Origin of the sequence: Shinella sp. M27, assembly GCF_049199905.1 — a bacterium.
Lineage (GTDB): Bacteria > Pseudomonadota > Alphaproteobacteria > Rhizobiales > Rhizobiaceae > Shinella.
Map to the genome: position 1 here is coordinate 20,120 of NZ_JBLZPK010000011.1, position 21,065 is coordinate 41,184.

General features: G+C 60.6%; 27 protein-coding genes and 4 pseudogenes. 14 read left to right on the top strand and 17 right to left on the bottom strand.

Features of this window, described 5'->3' with window-relative positions:
• Positions 1-91: 91 nt before the first annotated feature.
• Positions 92-604, bottom strand: coding sequence for a sigma-70 family RNA polymerase sigma factor (locus ACOZK4_RS03225; RefSeq protein WP_313529736.1), 513 nt, complete (start codon positions 602-604; stop codon positions 92-94).
• A 139-nt stretch (positions 605-743) separates the two neighbouring features.
• On the opposite strand from ACOZK4_RS03225, the gene ACOZK4_RS03230 reads away from it, so the two are divergent.
• Complete coding sequence (locus ACOZK4_RS03230) at positions 744-974, top strand: DUF6894 family protein (protein ID WP_313529738.1); 231 nt, start codon at positions 744-746, stop codon at positions 972-974.
• Here the strand turns inward: ACOZK4_RS03230 and ACOZK4_RS03235 are convergent.
• Complete coding sequence (locus ACOZK4_RS03235) at positions 967-1,698, bottom strand: Crp/Fnr family transcriptional regulator (protein WP_421590418.1); 732 nt, start codon at positions 1,696-1,698, stop codon at positions 967-969. The two genes, ACOZK4_RS03230 and ACOZK4_RS03235, sit on opposite strands and share 8 nt — an antisense overlap.
• A gap of 295 nt (positions 1,699-1,993) precedes the next feature.
• Between ACOZK4_RS03235 and ACOZK4_RS03240 the strand changes: the two genes are divergently transcribed.
• Positions 1,994-2,254 carry a hypothetical protein gene (locus ACOZK4_RS03240; RefSeq protein ID WP_313529744.1) on the top strand — a complete coding sequence of 87 codons (261 nt, stop codon included), beginning with the start codon at positions 1,994-1,996 and terminating at the stop codon, positions 2,252-2,254.
• 13 nt (positions 2,255-2,267) lie between these two features.
• Here ACOZK4_RS03240 and ACOZK4_RS03245 read toward each other — a convergent pair.
• The 10 genes and pseudogenes from ACOZK4_RS03245 to ACOZK4_RS03290 all read right to left on the bottom strand — a co-directional run.
• Positions 2,268-2,456, bottom strand: a pseudogene (locus tag ACOZK4_RS03245) (cysteine hydrolase); the annotation flags it as partial.
• Positions 2,457-2,572: 116 nt separating this feature from the next.
• On the bottom strand, positions 2,573-3,073 hold the full coding sequence (locus tag ACOZK4_RS03250) for a ferritin-like domain-containing protein (RefSeq protein WP_421590420.1): 501 nt from the start codon (positions 3,071-3,073) through the stop codon (positions 2,573-2,575).
• A 112-nt stretch (positions 3,074-3,185) separates the two neighbouring features.
• Positions 3,186-3,750 (bottom strand): annotated as a pseudogene (locus ACOZK4_RS03255) (catalase HPII); the annotation flags it as partial.
• A gap of 117 nt (positions 3,751-3,867) precedes the next feature.
• The gene (locus ACOZK4_RS03260; RefSeq protein ID WP_421590422.1) at positions 3,868-4,242 is read right to left on the bottom strand and encodes a GFA family protein; all 375 of its coding nucleotides are present in this window, start codon (positions 4,240-4,242) and stop codon (positions 3,868-3,870) included.
• Entirely contained in the window at positions 4,239-4,421 is a 183-nt protein-coding gene (locus ACOZK4_RS03265) for a hypothetical protein (RefSeq protein ID WP_421590423.1), read from the bottom strand. The genes ACOZK4_RS03260 and ACOZK4_RS03265 overlap by 4 nt, the downstream gene beginning before the upstream one ends.
• 12 nt (positions 4,422-4,433) lie before the next feature.
• Positions 4,434-4,658, bottom strand: coding sequence for a hypothetical protein (locus tag ACOZK4_RS03270; protein ID WP_313529752.1), 225 nt, complete (start codon positions 4,656-4,658; stop codon positions 4,434-4,436).
• 38 nt (positions 4,659-4,696) lie between these two features.
• Positions 4,697-5,224, bottom strand: a complete 528-nt coding sequence (locus ACOZK4_RS03275; protein WP_313529755.1) for a DUF4142 domain-containing protein — start codon at positions 5,222-5,224, stop codon at positions 4,697-4,699.
• A gap of 68 nt (positions 5,225-5,292) precedes the next feature.
• On the bottom strand, positions 5,293-6,339 hold the full coding sequence (locus tag ACOZK4_RS03280; protein ID WP_421590424.1) for a YihY/virulence factor BrkB family protein: 1,047 nt from the start codon (positions 6,337-6,339) through the stop codon (positions 5,293-5,295).
• Between the two features lie 78 nt (positions 6,340-6,417).
• Entirely contained in the window at positions 6,418-6,885 is a 468-nt protein-coding gene (locus ACOZK4_RS03285) for a hypothetical protein (RefSeq protein ID WP_421590426.1), read from the bottom strand.
• Positions 6,886-6,914: 29 nt separating this feature from the next.
• A complete protein-coding gene (locus ACOZK4_RS03290) occupies positions 6,915-7,202 on the bottom strand; it encodes a hypothetical protein (RefSeq protein WP_313529764.1) in 288 nt (95 codons plus the stop codon).
• A 244-nt stretch (positions 7,203-7,446) separates the two neighbouring features.
• On the opposite strand from ACOZK4_RS03290, the gene ACOZK4_RS03295 reads away from it, so the two are divergent.
• On the top strand, positions 7,447-8,709 hold the full coding sequence (locus ACOZK4_RS03295; protein ID WP_421590655.1) for a DUF763 domain-containing protein: 1,263 nt from the start codon (positions 7,447-7,449) through the stop codon (positions 8,707-8,709).
• Between the two features lie 49 nt (positions 8,710-8,758).
• On the opposite strand, the pseudogene ACOZK4_RS03300 reads toward ACOZK4_RS03295, so the two are convergent.
• Positions 8,759-9,611 (bottom strand): annotated as a pseudogene (locus ACOZK4_RS03300) (alpha/beta fold hydrolase).
• Positions 9,612-9,885: 274 nt separating this feature from the next.
• Between ACOZK4_RS03300 and ACOZK4_RS03305 the strand changes: the two are divergent.
• Positions 9,886-10,236: a DUF2200 domain-containing protein gene (locus tag ACOZK4_RS03305; protein WP_421590657.1), complete on the top strand. Its 351-nt coding sequence runs from the start codon at positions 9,886-9,888 to the stop codon at positions 10,234-10,236.
• 188 nt (positions 10,237-10,424) lie between these two features.
• Positions 10,425-11,038 (top strand): annotated as a pseudogene (locus ACOZK4_RS03310) (DUF899 family protein).
• Between the two features lie 113 nt (positions 11,039-11,151).
• On the opposite strand, the gene ACOZK4_RS03315 reads toward ACOZK4_RS03310, so the two are convergent.
• Positions 11,152-11,367 (bottom strand): hypothetical protein, encoded by a 216-nt coding sequence (locus ACOZK4_RS03315; RefSeq protein WP_313529766.1) that lies wholly within the window; start codon positions 11,365-11,367, stop codon positions 11,152-11,154.
• Positions 11,368-11,734: 367 nt separating this feature from the next.
• On the opposite strand from ACOZK4_RS03315, the gene ACOZK4_RS03320 reads away from it, so the two are divergent.
• From ACOZK4_RS03320 to ACOZK4_RS03330, 3 genes are all read left to right on the top strand, one after another.
• A complete protein-coding gene (locus ACOZK4_RS03320) occupies positions 11,735-11,956 on the top strand; it encodes a hypothetical protein (RefSeq protein WP_421590427.1) in 222 nt (73 codons plus the stop codon).
• A 28-nt stretch (positions 11,957-11,984) separates the two neighbouring features.
• A complete protein-coding gene (locus ACOZK4_RS03325; RefSeq protein WP_421590428.1) occupies positions 11,985-12,194 on the top strand; it encodes a hypothetical protein in 210 nt (69 codons plus the stop codon).
• 155 nt (positions 12,195-12,349) lie between these two features.
• The gene (locus ACOZK4_RS03330) at positions 12,350-13,399 is read left to right on the top strand and encodes a sensor histidine kinase (protein ID WP_421590429.1); all 1,050 of its coding nucleotides are present in this window, start codon (positions 12,350-12,352) and stop codon (positions 13,397-13,399) included.
• 69 nt (positions 13,400-13,468) lie between these two features.
• Here the strand turns inward: ACOZK4_RS03330 and ACOZK4_RS03335 are convergent, their stop codons facing one another.
• Positions 13,469-13,615 carry a hypothetical protein gene (locus tag ACOZK4_RS03335; protein ID WP_313529776.1) on the bottom strand — a complete coding sequence of 49 codons (147 nt, stop codon included), beginning with the start codon at positions 13,613-13,615 and terminating at the stop codon, positions 13,469-13,471.
• A gap of 317 nt (positions 13,616-13,932) precedes the next feature.
• Here ACOZK4_RS03335 and ACOZK4_RS03340 point away from each other — a divergent pair, with 317 nt between their 5' ends.
• The 3 genes from ACOZK4_RS03340 to ACOZK4_RS03350 all read left to right on the top strand — a co-directional run bounded on the left by ACOZK4_RS03340 (position 13,933) and on the right by ACOZK4_RS03350 (position 15,875).
• Positions 13,933-14,811, top strand: coding sequence for an SDR family NAD(P)-dependent oxidoreductase (locus ACOZK4_RS03340; protein WP_421590431.1), 879 nt, complete (start codon positions 13,933-13,935; stop codon positions 14,809-14,811).
• Positions 14,812-14,936: 125 nt separating this feature from the next.
• Positions 14,937-15,254, top strand: a complete 318-nt coding sequence (locus ACOZK4_RS03345) for a PepSY domain-containing protein (RefSeq protein ID WP_421590433.1) — start codon at positions 14,937-14,939, stop codon at positions 15,252-15,254.
• A gap of 24 nt (positions 15,255-15,278) precedes the next feature.
• On the top strand, positions 15,279-15,875 hold the full coding sequence (locus tag ACOZK4_RS03350) for a general stress protein (protein ID WP_421590434.1): 597 nt from the start codon (positions 15,279-15,281) through the stop codon (positions 15,873-15,875).
• Positions 15,876-15,988: 113 nt separating this feature from the next.
• On the opposite strand, the gene ACOZK4_RS03355 is transcribed toward ACOZK4_RS03350, so the two are convergent.
• The gene (locus ACOZK4_RS03355) at positions 15,989-16,288 is read right to left on the bottom strand and encodes a hypothetical protein (protein WP_421590435.1); all 300 of its coding nucleotides are present in this window, start codon (positions 16,286-16,288) and stop codon (positions 15,989-15,991) included.
• A gap of 819 nt (positions 16,289-17,107) precedes the next feature.
• On the opposite strand from ACOZK4_RS03355, the gene ACOZK4_RS03360 reads away from it, so the two are divergent.
• Positions 17,108-17,551, top strand: coding sequence for a DUF1810 domain-containing protein (locus ACOZK4_RS03360; RefSeq protein ID WP_313526273.1), 444 nt, complete (start codon positions 17,108-17,110; stop codon positions 17,549-17,551).
• A 23-nt stretch (positions 17,552-17,574) separates the two neighbouring features.
• Here the strand turns inward: ACOZK4_RS03360 and ACOZK4_RS03365 are convergent, their stop codons facing one another.
• Positions 17,575-17,778, bottom strand: a complete 204-nt coding sequence (locus tag ACOZK4_RS03365; RefSeq protein ID WP_112803963.1) for a cold-shock protein — start codon at positions 17,776-17,778, stop codon at positions 17,575-17,577.
• 178 nt (positions 17,779-17,956) lie between these two features.
• Between ACOZK4_RS03365 and ligD the strand changes: the two genes are divergently transcribed.
• Both ligD and ACOZK4_RS03375 read left to right on the top strand, forming a co-directional pair.
• Complete coding sequence (ligD, locus tag ACOZK4_RS03370) at positions 17,957-20,599, top strand: DNA ligase D (protein ID WP_421590437.1); 2,643 nt, start codon at positions 17,957-17,959, stop codon at positions 20,597-20,599.
• Positions 20,596-21,006, top strand: coding sequence for a DUF4112 domain-containing protein (locus ACOZK4_RS03375; protein ID WP_313526266.1), 411 nt, complete (start codon positions 20,596-20,598; stop codon positions 21,004-21,006). The genes ligD and ACOZK4_RS03375 overlap by 4 nt, the downstream gene beginning before the upstream one ends.
• Positions 21,007-21,065 lie beyond the last annotated feature (59 nt).

The window sequence follows — 21,065 nt, forward strand, 5'->3', positions numbered from 1 at the left end:
TTCAAAGCGGTATCATGGTACGAAATCGTACGGAGAAGTTCTCGTCCACCATGTCGGGGGTGGAAGGCTGTCGCATGCGCCGTTATTCCCGTCACTGCGCGCCGGGGCGGCCGATCTCGTCTTCGAGCATCTTGCGTGCACGATTGACCCGGCTTTTCACCGTGCCGATCTCGCAGTCGCATAGCCGCGCCGTATCGATATAGCTGACACCCATTGCCACAAGCAGCAGTGTACGGCGCGAGCGTGGCGGGATGCGGCCCAGCGCGCAACGCAGTTCGCTGCGGCGAACCGCCCACTCCTGCGGTGCCGTTATGCTGGCCCGTTCGAGAAGCCCATCATCCAGCCCAACAGGCTCCCGGCAGCGCCGACGATATTCGGTGTTGAAGGTGTTGCGCATGATTGTGAAGAGCCACGAACGGAGTTTCGTATCAGGGTGAAACTGGTGTGAGGAACGAAGCGCCCGCATGACGGTTTCCTGGACTAGGTCCTCCCGGTCGCTCGCCGAGCGCGTCAACTGCTGGGCGAACCGCCTCAATGCGGGCAACTGGGCCTCGATCCCGGTGTGAACCGTCTGAGGCACGGATAGAGAGACCACGGCGTCCATTCATTCCTCCATTTCGAAGGGGAACGACGCGGGGTCGCGGAGGTTGCCGTACGGTAGCGTACCGATGTCCGCAGAAAGAAAATGGAACACTTGGCGATTTCGCTGGTCCCTGTCGAAGCAATGACGCTGCGAGGCGACGATGACCCACTACTTTTTTCATATCTGCAGCCGGACGGAGCGGATCGAGGACCGGGAAGGCGCAGATTTCGACACGCTGGAAGCAGCCATAACGGAAGCCCGCCTTGCAGCACGCGAGATTCTGGCCGAGGACCTGCGCAAGGGGCATCTCGATAAAACACGCTTGTTCGAGATTTTCGATGACCGGGGAGATCTGGTGGCGCGGCTGCCCTTCCAGGATGCGTTCAGCTAGCGGGCCGCGACAGGGCGGCACCAATGAGCCGCTCGTATTCCTTCTCGCATTCGCCGTAGGCATCCCGCGCAAATGCCTCAAGGCCTCCCCTGTTTCGCACGCTGACCATACCGCGTTCGGAATAAATGAGCTTTTTGCCCTCAAGCACATGAAGAGCCGTCGTCACGCTTGGGCGCCGGACTGCAAGCATGACCGACATGAATTCATGGGTCAGGCTGATATCGTCTCCGTCCACCCGATCATGGCACATCAAGATCCACCGCGCGAGCCGTTCATCAATGTGGTGCGCCGCGTTGGACAACGCCGTATAGGCCTGCTGGACCGCTAGGGCCTGGGTGTATCGGGAGAAGAGGCTATGCACTTCGCGATCCTCCAGCAGGACCGCTTTCAAGGCTTGGGCGGGAATGCGATAGGCTTCGCCCTGAATCTGCATATGAACAAAAAAGGGATCGGCGTCCACGCCGAGTATTGCCGAAGCCGGACACATGCCATCACGCCCGATGATCCCGATTTCGCTGTGCTGACCTTCCGGCGATCGGACGACCACGGACGCAATTCCGCTCTCGAAGAAATAAGCGAACTCCATCGGCTGATGAGGTGATGAGAGGTGATACGAACGCGGGAGAGGTATCCGCTCCAACTGCGGGGCGAAGCGTTCGAGGCTCGTTTCTGGCAAACGCCGAAGCAGGTTGTTCCTAAACCTGCTCTGCCAAACGTCCACCATCCAACAATCCTATGCGATTCAGCGACCGCATATCTGCCAAAGGCTTCGGTCTCTCCTACACTCAATGGCTGTCCATCTATGATCATAAAATAGATGAGACAACCCGACGGCGGGCCTCGGTACGGAAGCGGACAAAGCATGATTGCCTGGCGCGGCAGATCGGCCCGGCGGCGCGGCACCGGGGTGGCATGCATCGCAGGGGCGGCGCTCATGCGCGCCTCCGGGTCTTCGGGTCGCATCGATCGACAAGGCAAGCTTCGGGAACTGGTTCAAGGAGAGGTACACAGAGACGGGGGTGACAAAGTTAGCGCATAGGCTGCGGAAGCTGAGCGCGACGCTGGCGGCCGAAGGAGGCGCGACACACCAACTGTTCGCCCAGTACGGCTGGACGAACATCGCGACGGCCGAGATTTACACGCGAGGCGTGGACCGGAAGCGGCTCGGCATTGCGGCCAGCCGCATCGTCGCAGATCAAATTGGGAACATAAAAACCCCTCACCCTGAATCAGGTGAGGGAATTATTCCGAAAAACACAATGAAAAAAACACCAAAATAGGTGAATGTTAGGCCGTCATCATCCACCACTTTTCGTAGTAGTTACGCCACATGCCCGTGGCATCGGTCGCGCGGGCGGGTAGGAGAAACCGGGACAAGATCGTGCGCTCGGCATGGCGGCCCACGACTTCCAGGACTTCTGGCGAGACCCGCTCCATCCAGGCGACTTTCCAGGGCGTGTCTTCAGCGAACATGCGCTGCATATCCACGCAGATATGTCGCCACTCGCCGTATCTCCACTCCCGTTGCTTCGCATCGGATCGGGCATCTTTCGCCGTGAAGGGGACGGGCGGAGAGCCGCTTCTCCGCCCGTTCCGCGTCATGCCGCCTTGGTCTTTCCTTCGCGGTTGACCTTGGCCTCTGCAAGCTGCGTCAGCGCCTGGTCGGTCTTGGTTTCCTCGGCGAGCGTCTGGTCGAGGAGCTTGGCGACGTCGTTCTTGCCAAGCTGAACGGCCCAGGACTTCAACGTGCCGTAGCGGGCGATCTCGTAATGCTCGACGGCCTGAGCGGCGGCGAGAAGGCCTGCATCGAGCGCGGGCGAGCCCTTGAATTCCTCGAGGATCTCCTGACCCTCTTCGAGAATGCCATCGATGGCCGGGCAGGTCTTGCCACGCGCCGGTTTGCCGAGAAGCTCGAACACCTGCACGAGCCGTTCGACCTGGCCCTCGGTTTCCTGGAGGTGCTTGTCGAATGCGGCCTTCAGGTCCTCGGCCTCGGCGCCGCGGATCATCTTCTTGAGGCCGGCAATGATCTTGCGCTCGGCATAATAGATATCCTTGATACCGTCGAGAAACAGGTCTTCCATTGTCTTGGTGGGCATCGATCTCTCCTATTTTGTGAACATTTGCCTAGATGGCAGGCGCGATCGCGCGGGGAGCTAACCAGCCTTGTGGACCTTTGTTCCCCGCCGATGCTTCAAGGCAGGCCATCTGCTATGCGGACGGAACGGATGCCTTGCCGAGCTTGACGCAAGGCTCGCGTGCCCAGGCGCAGCTTGCGGAGTTCCGCAACGAAGGCCGAGAGGCCTCCTTCGCCCGGCAGTTCGATCACGCCTTCATCAAGCTTGTCGGCGATCCCGGCCTTCTCCAGAAGCGGGAAGGCATCGGCGACGAAGTCGCGCGCGGTCGCCTCCTGCAGAAGGTCGTCCATCGCTGACTTGGCCGGCAGCAGCGCACCCGCATCGAAAAGCACGGAAGGGCCGCCGTCGATAATGAACTGCGCCGGCACCCATGATCCGTCGGACGCTGTCACGCCACCAACTTTCAGGGCGATCAGGGCGATCAGGGCGGCCTCGGCCTTTTCCGCCACAATGGCGTCCTGCAGGCCGGTCAAGAGGTCGATATCGACTCCGTCCGTGATGAGGATGCCGAGCTTGCGCCCCTCGAAGCGTTTCGGTCCCCGCTCCACGATGCTGAGCACCGGCGAGGGCTCGAGGTCCTGCCGTGTCGGCATTGCGGCATCTGCGGCTTTCGGCATGGATTGGAAGCCGAGCTTTTCGCCGCCGGCTGGTCGGCCACTATAATAGGGGCAGCAGCCGCGGCGATGATAATCTATCGGTGATGCTGTCAGAACGGTGCGATTTCGCGACGGATCAATCGAACGAGCCGATCGCGGTCACGACCTGTCTTCTTCATATTGTTCGGCGCCATCGATAGGCCGAAGCCAGGGTTCACGGCGCTTGACCCACAGTTCGTAGCTGGGGGTGAGGGGTGAAGGCGCATCGCACAGAATACCGAGCTTGACCTCTGCTTCGTGTGTATCGAGGGAGAAGACACGCCCGCCGCAGTGCGGGCAAAAGGACCGCCCGAAAAAGCTGGCGGTTTCTCCTGTATGTTCGAACTGTCCAGCAGGCCAGACCCCGAAAAACGTGAAGGCCGAGCCACTCTCCTGCCGACAATCGGTGCAATGGCAGATGCCGACCCGGTCGGGAGCGCCCCGTACTGTGATCCTTACCTGTCCGCAAAGACATGATCCGATGAGGAGCTTCACGTCGGTCGCCTTTCCGTGTGGCGGCCATCTGCGCCGCGCGGTAGCTTTGTCTCGGAAGCTTCCGGGTGGGTGCCGACCGATACGCTGCCGGGATGCGGGTCGGAAACCGCCTCACCGCCTGTTCGGGCGGCCTGCTCAGGGTTTCGGTGTTCAATCCCCGGATTTTTACTCTTGTTCATGGCCACCTCCTTTCAAGACCGGTCGGGTTGGCGGTCGTCGAAGCCGACGTCCCAATCCTTCTGGCGTTTCTTGCCAGGGGGATCGCGGTGCGCAGTGGCATCCTCGGAACCGGTGACGACCGTTGGCTTCGCGCTTGCGACGCCGTCTGCCGACCGGTCGGCCTGCAAGGGGGCATACTGGCCGGCGGCGTCGAGCCTGGGATCTTTCGACCCTTTTGCGGATTTGTGCGGATTCATTGGAATTTACTCCATGACCGAGCGCGCAATGGTGCGGGCTAGTCGTCCAGGTCTTCGGCCATTTTCAGGTGGTGTTCGAGGGCCGGAAGCGTCTTTGCGGCCCATGCCTTCAGGTCGGCGTTGTCACCTTCGGAAGCGTAGCGCTTGAAGACATCGACGGCGTCCTCATGGGCGTCTTCCTGATCGTCCTGGTAGGCATCGTCGAACTCCTTGCCCGAGAGATCCTTAAGCTCGTCGAACGATTTCTTCTGCGCGTCGGACATGCCCGTAGCCGCAGGCGCCTTCACCTTGCCGCCGTCGATCAGTTCCTTCAGTTCGCTCGTCGTCTTCTCGTGAGCGTCGATCATCTGCTGGGCGAAGGCTTTCGTCGCCGTGTTGCCCTTCTGCAGCGCGAGCTTGCTCGACTCGATCTCGAAGATGTCGCTCATCGAGACCTCCTTCACGAAATCCTCCGTTTTGGGAGGAATGTTCAAGGCGGAGTTGACGCCTGTGGTCTCGGCCGTCGATTGGGCAAAGGCGGTGGACGAAATCAGCAACAGGGCAAATGTGGCGGGTAGAGTTTTCATGGCAGGTCTCCTTTGTTGTTTGAACCTCGCAGCCCGCCGCTTGTTCCGAGCGCCTCGAGAGAAGAAGCCTAGTCACTGTTGCTCTTTATCGCGTCTGCCGTTGCTCCGAGCGTGTCGGCGACGAAGGCGCCACGTGCGCCCATGGCAAGCGGTGGACCTGTCGTGGTGTCCCGCGCCGTCTGATTTTCGATTTCCGCATTCAGCTCCGCCCCCACAATCAGAATGCCGACCGAAAGCCAAATCCAGATGAGGAGACCCATCAGGGCACCAAACGCACCATAGGCAGCGTTATAGTCGGCGAAATTGCTGAGATAGAAGGAGAAGCCGACGGACATGGCGATCCACGCGACCACCGTCAGCGCTGCGCCCCATGTCAGCCACCGTAGACGCGCCGGCGAGCGGCTTGGCCCATATCGGTAGATACAGGTCACGGCGGCAAAAGCGAGCCCCAGCAGGATCGGCCAGCGTAGGATCAGGAGAAGCCGCTCGTCGGCGCCGTCCAGCCTGAGATATGCCAGGATGGCCGGCAAGACAGCAACAACGCCGATCAAAGCGCTGAGCCCCAATACCCCGCCGATGGTGAACACCAGCCCGATCAGGTTCCGCTTGACGAAACCGCGCTTTTCTTCCTCGTCATAGGCGACGTTCATCGCGTCGAAGATCGCGAGAACGCCGTTTCGTGTACTCCAAAGTGCGATGATCAGGCCAACGAAGAAGATCAATCCGAGGGTTCGGTCCCGACTGGCGGCAAGATTGGCGATCTGATCGGCGACGATCTCGAAGGAACCAAGCGGAAGAAGCGAGGCCAAGGCGTTCAGGTGATCTGCCATGGTCGATGGATCGGCGACAAGGCCATAGAGCGACACCAAAGCCGCCAGGGCGGGAAAGATGGCGAGTAGCAGATGGAAGGTTGCACCGGCTGAGATAAGCATCACCCGGTCGGTCGAGACCTCATGGAACACCCGCCAGAAGACATCGCGAAGACCTCGGGCCGGGATTGATTCCGGAACCTCGGCTTCGCGGCCATGCGCATCGACTTCATGCTTATCAGGAACCAGTCCGGACGCCCGCCATGTCGGCGCAGCCACCCAGAGCGCCGCGCCGGCAAGTGCCATCAATGCGACTATCGATGTCAGCCGAGTCGAGCTGGCGCGATGACCTTTCGGCATCTCACTGACGACCGGGGCGGACTGTCATCGATAGTCTCTACTTCTGGCGCCATACCCGGCGCCGAGAATAAAAGACAGTGCGGTAGCGAGGCCGACGGTCACCAGAGGTCGTTCGCGCATTATCTGTTCGACACGGCGTTCGATCGCGCTGGCTTTGGCGCGTGCGGTGCCACTGACGTCGAAGGTAGTAGCACGGAAGCGGTCACGGAGGTTCTCCAGATCGCGTCGTATCTCGTGAAGCACGGCAGCATGATCATCTGTCGATGCCGAGGGATTGTTGGACGGGTGGAGCCCCAGACGTTCACTTTCGTGGGGCTCGGCCGGCGCCGCTATTGAATCGGTTGCAGTAGCGGTGTGCGTCACGGAAACCGGGTCGGATGCGGGAAAGGTATCCTCCAGTCCCTTGTCGAGCCTGGTCTTGCGTTTTGCCGTCTGTTCCGCCCGCTCGTTCAGCAACGATATCACGGCGGGTGAAACGGATTCATTGTCCATGCGTGCCTCCATAAATTCGAGTGGTCAGATCAGCTTGAGAACGGTCTGCCCTCGACAGAAGAGAGTTTTGAAACCGGCGGCGCGTCGCTTTGCAAATCGGGGAACGCCCATGCCTGCCAGGCGGCGGTGCTGGTTGTCACGAAACTGGCCCATGCGAGGGCGGGAAGGAAGGCGAGGCTCAAGCCGATATCAGCCAGTTCGTTCCAAGCCTGCAGCCCGCTTGGTGAGACGGCTTCCTGCGCATCGGATGTGGTGTCGGGGGAGGGGTAGGCTATCACACCGCGGGGGATGGTCTCACCGATTGGGTTTATGGTCATCGTCTGGTCTCCATCTCATGATCGCAAAGGAACCAAGGTCTTGGATCGGAAGTTCCCCACCGGGCAAATTTTGCGAGCAACGATCGCTGGCGCAGAGGGTTATTGCGCTTGCTCCTTGCGTCTGGGCGACGCTGTCCCGTCAGCGGATGTCAGTTGGATCAGACGTGTCGATAGAGCGGTGCGCGATGTTGTAGACTGGTCCTGCACTGTCTATCTGTCGTTGGGTATTTCAGAGGTCACGACATTGGCGAAACGCGCAGGAAGCGCCGATCTTCCCCTGCATGGCGGGAAAGTTCCGAGATGGCTCGGGGATCGTATGACGCGGCTCGGTGCGGTCATCACCGAGGCGATCGTTCATCACTATGGGCGTGATGACTATCTGCGCCGGCTGGCCAATCCGTTCTGGTTCCAGTCCTTCGGCGCCGTCATGGGAATGGACTGGCATTCCTCGGGGATAACGACCAGCGTTCTCGGCGCCTTGAAGCGCGGCCTGGTTCCGCTCTCCGGTGAGCTGGGCCTTCATGTCTGCGGCGGGCGCGGCGCCCAGTCGCGCAAGACGCCGGGCGAACTGATGAGCATCGGTGATCGCGTCGGCCTTGACGGTGTGAGACTTTCTACGACGAGCCGATTGGTCGCAAAGGTCGATAGTGCCGCAGTGCAGGACGGGTTCGACCTCTATTTGCACGGATTTGTGGTTGCCGACGACGGGAAATGGGTTGTCGTGCAGCAGGGCATGAACGGCGACAGACGTCAGGCTCGGCGGTATCACTGGCTATCCGAGGGGCTGAACGGTTTTCTCGACTCGCCGCATGCCGCCATCGAGGGGAGGGACCAGGGGGAAATCGTCAATCTTGCCGACACGCGCGCCAAGCCCTCGCGCGAGAGGCAACTCGATCTTCTTGCAACGCTCGGGCCGGACCGTATCATCCGCGAGCTGGCCTTGATCGAAAAAGCACCGGCAATCAGCGTGAAGAAAGGCGACGCCCAACTCACCTTGCCGCATCTTGTTATGCCGGCGCACCACGATGTCCGCGAAAGCGACATCAACATGCGGCGTCTGCATGGCAATCTCGCTGCGGCAGCGGAGCGCGGACCGGTCGACTTCGAGGGGCTACTCCTCACGCCGGGCGTGGGTGCACGCACCCTTCAGGCTCTCGCACTGGTGGCCGAGGTTGTGCACGGAGCACCCTGCCGCTTTTCTGATCCCGCCCGGTTTTCGCTCGCACATGGTGGTAAGGATAGACACCCGTTTCCGGTGCCATTGAAAGTGTATGACGAGACGATCGGCGTGATGAAATCCGCGGTCCGCAAGGCGAGGTTGGGGGTGGAAGAGGAATTGGAGGCGCTGAAGCGGCTTGACGAGCAAAGCCGTCAACTCGAACGCTATGTGACGGGGCCGGATTTGAAGGAGATCGTCGCCGGGGAATTTCGCCGTTCGGCCGCCATCGACGGACGCAGCGTGTTCGGCTGGGAACGTGATTTCGGGAAGTCGAATTCAGACGATTAGGCTTTTGTGAGCGCGATGTTGTCCATGCGACGAGGGATACTTCGGTCTGTCAGCATTTTTCCTGCCGGCAGTCTCGGAGAAAGAATGCAGTCAATGCTTCCGCCAGGTCCTCCGGCGCTTCTTCGGCTACATGGTGTGCACAATCGATGCCGTGGCCCGTTACCTGCAATTCCGCCCAAGGTTGCCACACGGCAAGGACATCGCCGTAGATTTTTCACAGGTCGTCTCGTAGCGACCAAATGACGTGCAACGGGCAGGCCAACTTCCGTCCTGCGGTCCGATCTTCGCGGTCATGAATATGGTCGATGAACAGACCAGCGCGATAGTCCCCAAGCATGCCCTTAACGGTGTCAGGGTTATTGATCGCTGCCATGAAGTCCGCGAAATTTTCCGGTCCGAGCTCATCCTTTGAGCCACCGTACCATGCGGCAGGGTCCGCCATGATCGCCTGCTCGGGCTTGTCTGGCTGTCCGAAAAAGAACCAGTGCCACCAGCGCGACGCAAACTCTGCGTTGCAGCGCTCGAGCGCCTCCAGGATCGGCACGCCGTCAAGGATTGCCAGCTTTGCTATGCGGTCAGGTCCATTGCGGCCCGAAACGCCGTGTAGCTACCCCGGTCGTGGCCAGCTAGGTTGAACGTTGGAAAGCCGAGGTGATCCATGAGCGCGATACAGTCGCGCGCCTTTGCGCGCTTCGAGGATGCAACGTAGTTATGTGCATCACTTGGCTGGCTCGATTGGCCGAAGCCGCGAAGATTAGGGCAGACTACAGTGAAATGCCAGCGAGGAACGGCGCGACCCGATATCAGGTCGTATGGGTACGTGGATGGCCATGCAAGAGGAGAAGAGGCGGGCCCGAACCTCCATATCGAACGCGTAGGGTCGCTTCCGGCAATGTGATCATCTCGAGCGTGAAAGTTAAACATTTATGGGCGACCCGTTGGATGAGTGCAGATTGTCGTGCGGCAGCAGGACGACCGGAGCGCCCACGTGTCTATCCCGGCTATCACAGTCCTTTGGTGCCTGATGCGTAAGTCCATGCTTTGCCTCCAATTGGAGGAGCGCAAAGCATGGCAAATGGTTCCGGCGAGCGCACTTGTGAAGGTGCACAAAGATCACTGATGCCCAATTGTGTCTTCCGCTGCCTCGACTATCCTGACACTGCAAAAGGAGGACGCATGACAGGGCACCTCATCTATTCCATCAGCGTCGCGAGCGTTTACCCCCACTACATCACGAAGGCGGAAAAGAAGGGACGCACGAAGGACGAGGTCGACGAAATCGTCTGCTGGCTCACCGGCTACAGCCGTGAAGCTTTGAACGAGCATCTGGTACAGAAAACGAGTTTCGAGGATTTCTTTGCCGAAGCGCCGGAACTGAACCCATCCCGGTCCTTGATCAAAGGCGTGATCTGCGGAATCCGTGTCGAGGATATCCAGGAGCCGCTCATGCGGGAAATCCGATATCTGGACAAGTTGATCGACGAACTCGCGAAGGGAAAGGCGATGGAGAAGATCCTGCGCGCATAAGGATCGGCCCGGAACCTGTGGGTGTCCTTACCGCTCCATGCATGGAAAACCCATTCAGGGAGAACACCATGCCCAAACAGGAAGGGTCCGGCGTGCCCGCGCCATTCATGTGCGAACCGATCGGTGGCTTCGATGTGGTTTCGGACGAGGAATGGAAGGCCGCTCGAGAGGCGTTGCTTGTGGAGGAGATGGCCTTGATGAAGGCCAAGGATCGCCTGGCGGCCAAGCGCTGGCGCTTGCCGGTCACTCAGATCGACCGCGACTACAAATTCCAAGGCGCCAATGGCGACGTGGATCTGCTCGGCCTGTTCAAGGGACGGCGACAGCTTATGTCGATCGCTTCTTCTATGCACCCGATGTCGAAAACTGGCCGGATGGCGCTTGTAGCGGCTGCTCGTTGTTTGCGGATACCATCGTCCATCCAGCCCATGTTGCCGCCCGCGACACAACTCTCGTCTTCGTCACCGCAGCGCCCATCGAGATGATCGAGCGCCTGCGCGAGCGAATGCGGTGGGGCCACATCCCGTTCTTCTCGCTCCCGGACGACAGCTTCTCCTGGGATTTTGGTGTTGAGGAACAGTTCGGCATCAATGTTTTTATCCGGCGCGGCGACCGTATCTTCCGCACCTACTTTTTGAATGGCCGCTGTATCGAGGATATAGGACCGGTCTGGTCATTTCTCGATATGACGCCGCTCGGCAGGAGAGCTGGCAAGATGTTCCAAGCGGGCGCCCCCAAGGCGATCCCTACATTTGGTGGCGTCTCCACGACAACTACGGCTCGGTTGCCGAGCCCCGGTTAGGCGAGACCGGCCGGACCGCGTGAAGGCATCAACCTCGGCAATGCCTGAGGCGCGCAATTCGGACAGCACGTCCAGGGTGCGACCGTCGCCTACCGGTGGACTGACAGGTGATTTTATCCGTCGCGGGTATAGAAGGTGCGCGCGGTCGCTTCCACGATTGGTCGGTGCTTTTGCGGATCGAACGTGACCGCCGGAAACGTTTCGAAGAGATATTTTGCGAACTCTTCTTTCGCTTCTTCCGTCGCTTCGAACCATGGTTCTGCGACGATCTCGTCAAAAACCTGTTTCAGTGCGGCAAGCTCTTCCGGCTTAAACGTGCCTTTGCTCAAATACGATTCCATTGCCGCACCCCACAGCGGTCCATAGCGCACGAGTTACTGTCGGCCCAAGGTTCAGGTGCTGGGCTGACGTCCCTAGAATATGCTCTTCCAGAGCAGAGTCCAATCCTTCCGGGATCTTGCATCGGTATCCTCTCTATCGGCGCGCCGTAGCCCTCCATCACTGCGTGAATTTCAGCAGAGGGTTGTGCAAGGCAAACGAAACACCCTTACGTATATCGGGCTATTTTCCCTAATTTCCGAGGAACTCTATTCTCCGGTGAAACCCATCACCGCCGTTCGCGTTACAGACCTGTGCCTCCGACAGTCGGGAGGCCGCTCGGCGATGTATGCTGATGCCAACGGAGGTTCATGTGCGATGACGATTGAGCTGCGCAACCGCGATGAACTTGGCCCTATCATCGACGAGAAAATAACGGCGCTCGTCCGGGAGATGGTGGATGCGAACTGGAGCGCGGAGGACGTCGCCTTTTCGATCGAGGACGTTCTGCGACGGAAATGGCTCAATCAGGCGGACGCGTTGCGCCGGGCTCGCACGGCGCTTCCGGACGATTTTGTTTCGGACGGAAATGAAGGCTAGCGGGATGGGCGCGAAAACGGGAAATCCCATGCCATCGACCTTCCAGGTCATCGCCCTGAGTTCGCTCGATCCAACCGGGGCCGACACGCACGACGAACCCAAGCTGGTCTTTCCGGACGCTCTCAAAACCGCGCAGGAGCTCAAGGCGCAGGGCAAGGCATTTCGTGTCGTGGCAGAGGGCGAATATGCCGCTGAACAGCGCGAGGCGTTTCACGATCTCGGCGCGCTTCTCGAATAGAACATCGCGGGTAAACCTGCGTAATGCCGCACTAAACGACGGCGTGGCCTTACAATACGCGCAAACCGCGCTACGTGGTTGTATCTCGTGTCGTGGTTGAGTTCGCGCAGGCAAGATCCGCTCGGGGACGATGCGGTCCCGGAGGTACGATATTGATGGAAAATGACGGTCGCGACGGCAATATTCCCCATGACGATCGATGGATCGCCGATAGTCTGCAAATGTCGGAAGCCTCCGCATGGCTTGCCGCCATCGTCGAGAATTCCGATGACGCTATTCTCAGCAAAACGCTCGACGGCATCATAACGACCTGGAATCGGGGCGCTGAACGTCTATTCGGCTACGCGACCGACGAGGCGATCGGAAAACCCATCACACTGGTTATCCCGGAAGATCGGCACCATGAGGAGGAGGGCATCCTGCGCCGGCTGCGCGCCGGTGAGCGTATCGACCATTTCGAGACGGTTCGCCGCCGCAAGGATGGGGAGCTCATCGAGGTCTCGCTGACTGTTTCGCCTGTTCGCAACGCGGCCGGCGAGATCCTCGGCGCCTCCAAGATCGCCCGCGATATCACGGCACGAAAGAGGGCGGCGGCGCAGCAATCGATCCTGCTGCGCGAGATGCACCATCGCATCAAGAACCTGTTCACAATGGCGGCCTCGCTGATCTCGTTGAGCGCCAAGGCATCGACGACCACGGCGGATCTTGCCGCCGATCTCAGCGCCCGCATGCAGGCCTTGGCGCGCGCCCATTCGCTGACGCTTCCCGACCTGAACAACGATCCCGGCGCCGAGACGGAGACGAGCTTCATCGCGCTGTTGAACGCCATCCTCGCGCCACACGAGCACCACCTCGGCTCGCGCATCTCCGTTTCCGGCACAGACGTTCCGATTACCGGCAATGCCCTGACATCCGCGGCGTTGCTGCTGCATGAACTGGCCACCAACGCTGCCAAGTACGGCGCCCTTTCTACGACCGACGGTCATCTGACAGTTTTGCTGGAGGTCTCCGATGACCTCTTGCACATGACCTGGGACGAACGCGGAATCCAAGCCGGCGAGCAAGACAGGCACGAGGGCTTCGGCTCGACCCTGGAGCGCGCCTCGCTTCAAGGACTTCGCGGCCAGCTGTCTCGGAACTGGCGGCCGGACGGACTTTCTCTCAGCCTAGAAATTCCCTTGCAACAGCTGTTCCCTCGGACCTGATCGCTATCCCGACTAATTCGCTGGCTATCGACATGAACAAACGCCCAAGATCGGTGTTTGTGGAATATGTCAAACTCCCAGACTGCTCCATACGCGCTCGTCGTCGATGGCGATGTCTTCATCCTTCTCGATGCCTGCGACATGTTGCGAGACGCTGGATTCCGCGCGCTCGATGCGTCGAGCGTTGCGGCGGCGGTGACGCAGCTCGAAAGGCACGAGGGCGACATCGTGCTTCTGTTCACGGACGTCCAGATGCCTGGCGGGCGAGACGGCTTCGTCTTGCCCGCGAGGTCGCCGAGCGTTGGTCTTCGGTCAAGATACTTGTCGCCTCCGGCCGGATGATGCCGGAGCCCGGCCAGCTCCCCGATGGCGCAGTCTTCATTCAGAAGCCGTTTAGCACGGACGTCGTCCATCAACGCTTGCTGGAAATCCTGCCGGATGGCGAAAAGCCGGAGCCGCTCAAACGCAAGGAAGCGTGAGCTGAACCCCAGTGGGCGCGGTTCGGAGCGCCGCGTGGTCAAGAGGAGATTGAGATGGCCGACCAAACGAGACCCTTTGATCTTTCGGGCAAGGTTGCGGTCGTAACCGGTGCGGCGCGTGGGATCGGTCGCGCAGCAGCCACCGCGCTTGCCGCCGCGGGCGCGAATATCGCCGGAATCGACATTGCCGGACCAGTCAGCAAAACGCTGGACTATTCGCCTGCGACTGAAGCGGACCTTGATGAGACCGGGCGGATGGTCGAAGCGCTCGGACGCCGCTGGAAGGCGTACCGGATTGATCAGAGGGACCTTTCCGCATTGCGCGACGCTGCTGCACGCATCGAGCAGAAATTCGGTTGGATCGACATCCTTTTCGCCAATGCCGGCATCCAGGCATTCAAACCGATCCTCGACATGGAGGATGCGGACTGGCACGACCAGATCGACGTCAACCTCACCGGGACCGCGAATGCGATCCGTGCCTTTGGTCCGGCCATGGTCCGGCGCGGTGGTGGCCGCATGATCCTGACGTCATCGACGCAGGGACAGCACGGCACTAAGAGTGGCGCGGCCTATTCGGCATCGAAATGGGGTGTTATCGGATTGATGAAATCGGCCGCAACGGACCTTGGCGAGCACGGCATCACTGTCAACGCTCTGATCCCAGGCCTTATCGACACCGTGCTGACCCGCCATGAAGATCGCTATGCGCAGGCGATCGACGTTGCCGGCGGCAAGCCGACGGGAAACGAGCGGAAGGACGAACAGACCGCACTGGAGGGTTTAGCTAAAAAGTCGCCGCTCGGCGTTCCCATGATCCAGCCGGAAGACGTTGCGCCGATGGTGGTCTTCCTCGCCTCGGACGAAGCGCGCATGGCGTCGGGTGCGACCTATTCGATCACTGCAGGCGACAGCGCAAACGCGCAAGGCTGAAGGCGTTTCGGGTCCTTTCGCTATCGGCTCGGCAAGACTTGAGGATCTCCGACAGGGGGCGGAACTAAACGACGTCTGCGAAGTTTCTGCAATGCCTTCAATGGCCTGACAACGAGGACATCACTATGAAGAAGCTACTGCTCGCCGCCGCCTTCGTCGGCGCATCGACCTTTGCTGCTCTTGCGCAGACTTCGACCACGCCTTCGACGGATGGCGACACGCCCGCGGTCGCCACCCCGGACAGCAAGAACGCCAACGCGCCGGTCGAAGGAGCCAACAGCTTCACTGAGGACCAGGCGAAGGAGCGCATCGTCGAGGCAGGTTATGCCGACCTCGCGGGCTTGAAGCTCGACGACAAGGGCATCTGGCGTGGCACGGCCACCAAGGACGGCAAGTCCGTCACCGTCGCACTCGACTACCAGGGCAACATCGTCACCGAGTGACATCGCAATTCGAGGATATCTCCCATGACCAAGACCGTAACCGGACTCTATGACGATTATTCTGATGCGCGCGCCGCTGTGAGCGCGCTCGAAGCACGCGGGGTTCCCTCCGACGATATCAGTATCGTCTCGAACAACGCCGATGATCGCTATTCTAAGGACACCAATGCTGCCGAAGGCGCTGGTACCGGTGCGGGGATCGGCGCGGCCGTCGGCGGCGTCGGCGGCCTTTTGACCGGCCTCGGCATCATGGCCATTCCGGGCGTCGGTCCGGTGGTCGCGGCCGGCTGGCTTGCCGCCACGGCGGCGGGTGCGGTTGCCGGCGCTGTCGCCGGCGGCGCAGCCGGCGGCCTGATCGGGGCCATGACGGAATCGGGCGTTCCGGAAGAACATGCACATGTCTATGCCGAAGGCGTTCGTCGCGGCGGCACGCTCGTCACCGCGCGCGTTGACGAAAGCCTCTATGCGGAAGCAGAAGCGATCCTGCGCCAGTCAAACTGGGTCGATCCCGCCGAGCGCCGCGCCGCCTATGCCGAGCAGGGCTGGACGCGCTTTGACGACACGCTCGATCCCTACGGTCCCGCCGAGATCGAGCAGGAGCGTCTGCGCTACCGGCGCTGACCGAGCCGGAAATTATATGATTTAGAAGGAGCGGCCGGTCGGCCGCTCTTTTTGTTCCAGCCGTTCTGCCAGAACATCGGGTAACGCCACAGATTTTCCACCTGTTGCCCGCGCTATTCGTCGTCGTCGACTACCCCGTCAGTCGTGCGCGCTCTGTGCAAGTCTTCTTCCGAGATATGAAGCGGGCCGGCGTCGGTTGGGTTGCGTCGATCGAATTTTTCGCTGGCGATGGTTTCCAGCAAAGCCCTATGCCGCTTGAGCAATCCGACCGAGCCGACCGGATCGGCATCGAACCATTGCAGCGTGCTGGCGTAGACATAGACGTCGATGGTCTTTCCCTCGAGCGTCTGCATCGGCCAAAACAGTCCGAGTTCCTTCGGCGCCGTTGCGCCATTTTTCGTGTTGAGAGGCATTTCGTATCCTGCATGCAAGTCTGTTGATGGGGAGATCCGATGCAGCGGGGGCTGCCTGGATCTCCCCGGTTCATCCACTTGAGGAGGACGAACGGTGATGATCTGGTGCGGCGGGGTCGGAAGTCAAACGCTCGAGCGGAATGAATGTGTGCGGTTTGACGACACAAAAAACCGCCCGGAACAACGAAGGGCGCTCGACCCTTTCGGGGAGCGCCCTTGTGACCCGGAGGACTACGAACGCGCGACGGAATAACCATCGCTGCAGGCAGTCATCGATTACGGGCAGTGATCGATAGATGGGGGAGGGCAGGGGGAAATTCAAGTCCGTCCGGATCGGCGACCGCGCGAGCGGGCAAACCCAGGCATGTGTCGCAAATTCCACAACCGTCGTCGTCCATCGGTTGATCCGAACGCTCGCAGCAGAAGCAAATGGCGGAGCATCGAGTGCCAGTCTCCCTTTTCTTCGGCGTAATGATTTCGATCCCGTCATCCGATGCGATATCTTTGAAAAACTGTCGCATTGCGTTTCTCCGCTGACCCCTACGCCAAAAGATGGGAGCGGTGTGCCGCTTTGCAATGGCAAGCGTTCGCGAGGTTGGTTTCCTTTACGGCAAAGATGGACTCTGAGCGGTGCCCATGGTTTCTTTGGCGACGGAGGGACTTTGTATGGCGTATGAATGGAATCCTCGGCGCGCGCGGCGCGCCCGCATCATCAGGCTTGTGACGGCCTTGGCGATCAGCGCGTCGGCTATCACTGTGCCGGTCGCAGTGCTGCTGGCAGCCGCGCCGATCTAACAGCGACATCGAAAGCGGCGATCGATGGCAGAGAACGATCCGTTTGAGCTTTCCCGCTTCGTCCCTGCGCAGGATCTCGTCTTCGATGCGGTCCTTGCCGAGCTGAGAGCCGGGCGCAAGCAGACCCATTGGATGTGGTTCGTCTTTCCGCAACTGCGCGCGCTCGGCAGATCTCCGACTGCGGACTTCTACGGGATCGGCTCAATCGAAGAGGCGCGAGCCTATCTTCTGCATCCCCTTCTTGCTAAACGACTGGCGCAGGCGGTGGATGCGGTCATCGGAGTATCCGACCGTTCGGCCCACGAGATTTTCGGATCCCCCGACGATCTCAAATTCCGCTCGTCAATGACCCTGTTCAACGAGGCCGCCGGCGCGACGGAGGACAGGTTTCGGCTCGCCCTTCAGCGCTTCTTCGCCGGCGAACCGGACCCGCGAACCCTTGAACTGCTTGGCGGCGGCATCGATTAGCCGCCGCCCTTAGCCCGCGCCGATCAGATCGCGCGAACGTTTTCCGCCTTCGACTTGCCGGTCTTGCGGTCCTGGCCGAGATCATAGCTGACCTTCGAACCATCGCGCAGCGGCCCACCCGAGATCACTCCGGAGACATGGACAAAAACATCCTGCCCGCCATCATCGGGCGTGATGAACCCGAAACCCTTGTCCTGATTGAAAAACTTGACCGTACCCGTTGCCATGAAGATCCTCGTAAGCTTAGCGGCATTGCGCCCGTGGCGAGCATATTCGCCACGCGAGATACTCGCAACCTAACATGCGCGACGCGGCGGGAACAAGAATCCTTCGCGCGGGGTTTTCGACTCGACGTGGCCTGACCTTCTGTCGGGATCGGCAATGCGAAATCGAACGAGGTCGATGATGGCGGCTGATAAGCTCTCAACCTACAAGAAGAAGCGGGATTTCAAGCAGACGCAGGAACCGAGCGGTTCAACGGAGGTCAAACCCTCGAAGCGTTTGCGCTTCATCATCCAGAAACACGATGCGACCCGTCTCCACTACGATCTCCGTCTCGAACTCGACGGAGTGCTCAAGAGCTGGGCGGTGACGAAAGGCCCTTCACTTGACCCGGGCGACAAACGGCTCGCGGTCGAGGTGGAAGACCACCCACTCGACTATGGCGACTTCGAAGGCACGATCCCGAAAGGGCAATATGGCGGCGGGACGGTCATGCTCTGGGATCGCGGTTATTGGGAGCCGGAGGGCAACAAGTCGCCGGAAGAAGCACTCAAGAAGGGCGACTTCAAGTTTGTGCTGCACGGCAAGCGCCTGCAGGGCAGTTTCGTGCTGGTTCGGATGCGCCACGACCGCGACGGCGGCAAGCGCACCAACTGGCTGCTGATCAAGCACCATGACGACCATTCCGTGGAGGAGAACGGCGCGGCCATCCTCGACGAGAACATGACCTCCATCGCCTCCGGGCGAACGATGGACCAGATCGCCGCCGGCAAGGGCCGCAAGCCGAAGCCATTCATGATGGCGAGCGGCGATGTCGAGGCAGATGCTGTCTGGGATAGCAAGACCCGCCTTGCCGCCGACGAACGCAAGAAAAATCGACCCAGCAAAAAGGTGGCGACGTCCACGGCTGTGGATCTTCCAGAGTTCATCCCGCCGCAGCTCTGCGAAACGCTCGATCGTCCGCCCGCCGGCGATAACTGGCTGCACGAGATCAAATTCGACGGCTATCGCATCCAGATGCGCGTCGCCGATGGGACGGTGACGCTGAACACCCGCAAGGGCCTCGACTGGACCGCCAAATATCCAGAGGTCGCCGAGGTTGCCTCGTCGCTACCAGACTGCATCATCGACGGCGAGATTTGCGCCCTCGACGATAATGGCGCGCCGGATTTCGCCGCGCTGCAGGCGGCACTGTCGGAGAAAAACACCGGCAATCTCGTCTATTTCGCTTTCGACCTGCTGTTTGATGGCGGCGAGGATCTGCGGGAGAAGCCTCTGAGCGATCGGAAATCGCGGCTTCAGGGTCTTCTGACCGATGCCACAGACGACCCCCATCTGCGCTTCGTCGAGCATTTCGAAACCGGCGGCGACGCGGTGCTGCGCTCTGCCTGCAAGCTCTCCCTCGAGGGTATCGTCTCAAAACAGGCAGATGCACCCTACCGATCCGGCCGGACAGACACCTGGGCGAAATCCAAATGCCGCGCCGGCCATGAAGTGGTTATCGGCGGCTACGCCAAGACAAAAGGCAAGTTCAGATCGCTGCTGGTCGGCGTCAACCGCGGCGACCACTTCGTCTATGTCGGCCGCGTCGGCACGGGCTACGGCGCGAAGAAGGTCGAGACCCTGCTGCCGAAGCTGAGAGCGGTCGAAACGGAAAGGTCCCCCTTCACCGGGATCGGCGCGCCGAAGAAGGAAAGGGAAGTCTTCTGGCTGAAGCCCGAACTCGTGGCCGAAATCGAGTTCGCCGGCTGGACCGCGGACGGCCTTGTCCGTCAGGCCGCGTTCAAGGGCCTGCGGGAGGATAAGCCGGCGGCCGAGGTCGAGGCGGAAAAGCCGGCCTCTCCCGCAAAGACCCCGACGCCAGAACCCGAGGTCGTGGCGAAGGCAAAACCCAGCCGTCGCAAGGGCGCGAAAGCCGAGGTTATGGGCGTGCTCATTTCCAATCCGGACAAACCGCTTTGGCCGGACGCCGGCGATGGCAGGCCGGTCTCCAAGGAGGATCTCGCCCGCTATCACGAGGCCGTTGGTTCCTGGCTCATCGACCATGTGAAGGGCCGGCCGTGTTCGATCATCCGCGCGCCCGACGGTATCGGTGGCGAACAATTCTTCCAGCGTCATGCGATGCCCGGGACGTCGAACCTGCTGGAGCTGGTCAAGGTCTTCGGCGACAAGAAGCCTTACCTTCAGGTTGATCGCGTGGAAGGTCTCGCCGCCATCGCCCAGATCGGCGGCATCGAGCTTCACCCCTGGAACTGCGAACCCGGCCAGCCCGAAGTGCCCGGGCGGCTGGTATTCGATCTTGATCCCGGCCCCGATGTGGATTTCGCCACGGTGGTTGCCGCTGCGCGCGAGATGCGCGACCGGCTGGACGATCTCGGCCTGATCAGCTTCTGCAAGACCACCGGCGGTAAGGGTCTGCATGTCGTCACACCGCTCGCCGTCAACAAACGCAAGCCGCTGGCTTGGGCCGAGGCCAAGGGCTTTGCTCATGACGTCTGTCAGGAAATGGCCCGCGACAATCCGGATCTCTATCTGATCAAGATGACGAAGAGCCTGCGCGGCGGGCGAATTTTCCTCGACTATCTGCGCAACGATCGCATGGCGACCGCCGTGGCGCCCTTCTCACCGCGCGCGCGAGCGGGGGCCACCGTGTCGATGCCACTCACCTGGACACAGGTCAAAGCCGACCTTGATCCGAAGCGCTTCACCGTCCGGACCGTGCCGGCGCTGCTGGCGAAAACGAGCGCTTGGAAGGATTATTGTGACGGACAGCGTCCGCTGGAGCAGGCCATCAAACGGCTTGGCAAGCAGAAAGCCACAGCATGAGTGCGAGACAGGGCAGGGGACCTCGATCGGGTATGAAGCATGACATTCCGATCGAGCACTTGATGCGTCTTCGCCGGATACGCGGCTTGGCGAGATTGATGGATACGGCGCTCCGAATTCCCGGCACGGGCGTCTCTCTCGGCGCCGACTCCGTTCTTGGCCTTATCCCCGGCATGGGCGATTTCGGCGCCGCCGCGGTCAGCCTCTTCATCGTCAACGAGGCGCGTCGTCTCGGCGTGCCGAAGGAGACGCTCTTCAAGATGCTTGTCAATGTGGGCTTCGATACGGTGGCAGGCAGCGTCCCGGTGCTCGGCGACGTCTTCGACGTCTATTTCAAGTCCAACCGCCGAAACTTGCAACTGGTGCTGGATCACTTCGGCCTCGATCATGCCGACCTTGACCGCTAGAATCCGTCAGCGTCGGTGATATCGAACCGCGCGGGCGGCACCTAGAGTAGAGGTGGGTC

What these genes read in the sequence shown, in the direction of transcription:
- ACOZK4_RS03225 (WP_313529736.1), bottom strand. Translation starts at nt 604, where the DNA reads ATGGACGCCGTGGTCTCTCTATCCGTGCCTCAGACGGTTCACACCGGG.
- ACOZK4_RS03230 (WP_313529738.1), top strand. Translation starts at nt 744, where the DNA reads ATGACCCACTACTTTTTTCATATCTGCAGCCGGACGGAGCGGATCGAG.
- ACOZK4_RS03235 (WP_421590418.1), bottom strand. Translation starts at nt 1,698, where the DNA reads ATGGTGGACGTTTGGCAGAGCAGGTTTAGGAACAACCTGCTTCGGCGT.
- ACOZK4_RS03250 (WP_421590420.1), bottom strand. Translation starts at nt 3,073, where the DNA reads ATGCCCACCAAGACAATGGAAGACCTGTTTCTCGACGGTATCAAGGAT.
- ACOZK4_RS03265 (WP_421590423.1), bottom strand. Translation starts at nt 4,421, where the DNA reads ATGAACAAGAGTAAAAATCCGGGGATTGAACACCGAAACCCTGAGCAG.
- ACOZK4_RS03270 (WP_313529752.1), bottom strand. Translation starts at nt 4,658, where the DNA reads ATGAATCCGCACAAATCCGCAAAAGGGTCGAAAGATCCCAGGCTCGAC.
- ACOZK4_RS03275 (WP_313529755.1), bottom strand. Translation starts at nt 5,224, where the DNA reads ATGAAAACTCTACCCGCCACATTTGCCCTGTTGCTGATTTCGTCCACC.
- ACOZK4_RS03280 (WP_421590424.1), bottom strand. Translation starts at nt 6,339, where the DNA reads ATGGCACTTGCCGGCGCGGCGCTCTGGGTGGCTGCGCCGACATGGCGG.
- ACOZK4_RS03285 (WP_421590426.1), bottom strand. Translation starts at nt 6,885, where the DNA reads ATGGACAATGAATCCGTTTCACCCGCCGTGATATCGTTGCTGAACGAG.
- ACOZK4_RS03290 (WP_313529764.1), bottom strand. Translation starts at nt 7,202, where the DNA reads ATGACCATAAACCCAATCGGTGAGACCATCCCCCGCGGTGTGATAGCC.
- ACOZK4_RS03305 (WP_421590657.1), top strand. Translation starts at nt 9,886, where the DNA reads ATGACAGGGCACCTCATCTATTCCATCAGCGTCGCGAGCGTTTACCCC.
- ACOZK4_RS03320 (WP_421590427.1), top strand. Translation starts at nt 11,735, where the DNA reads ATGACGATTGAGCTGCGCAACCGCGATGAACTTGGCCCTATCATCGAC.
- ACOZK4_RS03325 (WP_421590428.1), top strand. Translation starts at nt 11,985, where the DNA reads ATGCCATCGACCTTCCAGGTCATCGCCCTGAGTTCGCTCGATCCAACC.
- ACOZK4_RS03330 (WP_421590429.1), top strand. Translation starts at nt 12,350, where the DNA reads ATGGAAAATGACGGTCGCGACGGCAATATTCCCCATGACGATCGATGG.
- ACOZK4_RS03340 (WP_421590431.1), top strand. Translation starts at nt 13,933, where the DNA reads ATGGCCGACCAAACGAGACCCTTTGATCTTTCGGGCAAGGTTGCGGTC.
- ACOZK4_RS03345 (WP_421590433.1), top strand. Translation starts at nt 14,937, where the DNA reads ATGAAGAAGCTACTGCTCGCCGCCGCCTTCGTCGGCGCATCGACCTTT.
- ACOZK4_RS03350 (WP_421590434.1), top strand. Translation starts at nt 15,279, where the DNA reads ATGACCAAGACCGTAACCGGACTCTATGACGATTATTCTGATGCGCGC.
- ACOZK4_RS03355 (WP_421590435.1), bottom strand. Translation starts at nt 16,288, where the DNA reads ATGCCTCTCAACACGAAAAATGGCGCAACGGCGCCGAAGGAACTCGGA.
- ACOZK4_RS03360 (WP_313526273.1), top strand. Translation starts at nt 17,108, where the DNA reads ATGGCAGAGAACGATCCGTTTGAGCTTTCCCGCTTCGTCCCTGCGCAG.
- ACOZK4_RS03365 (WP_112803963.1), bottom strand. Translation starts at nt 17,778, where the DNA reads ATGGCAACGGGTACGGTCAAGTTTTTCAATCAGGACAAGGGTTTCGGG.
- ligD (WP_421590437.1), top strand. Translation starts at nt 17,957, where the DNA reads ATGGCGGCTGATAAGCTCTCAACCTACAAGAAGAAGCGGGATTTCAAG.
- ACOZK4_RS03375 (WP_313526266.1), top strand. Translation starts at nt 20,596, where the DNA reads ATGAGTGCGAGACAGGGCAGGGGACCTCGATCGGGTATGAAGCATGAC.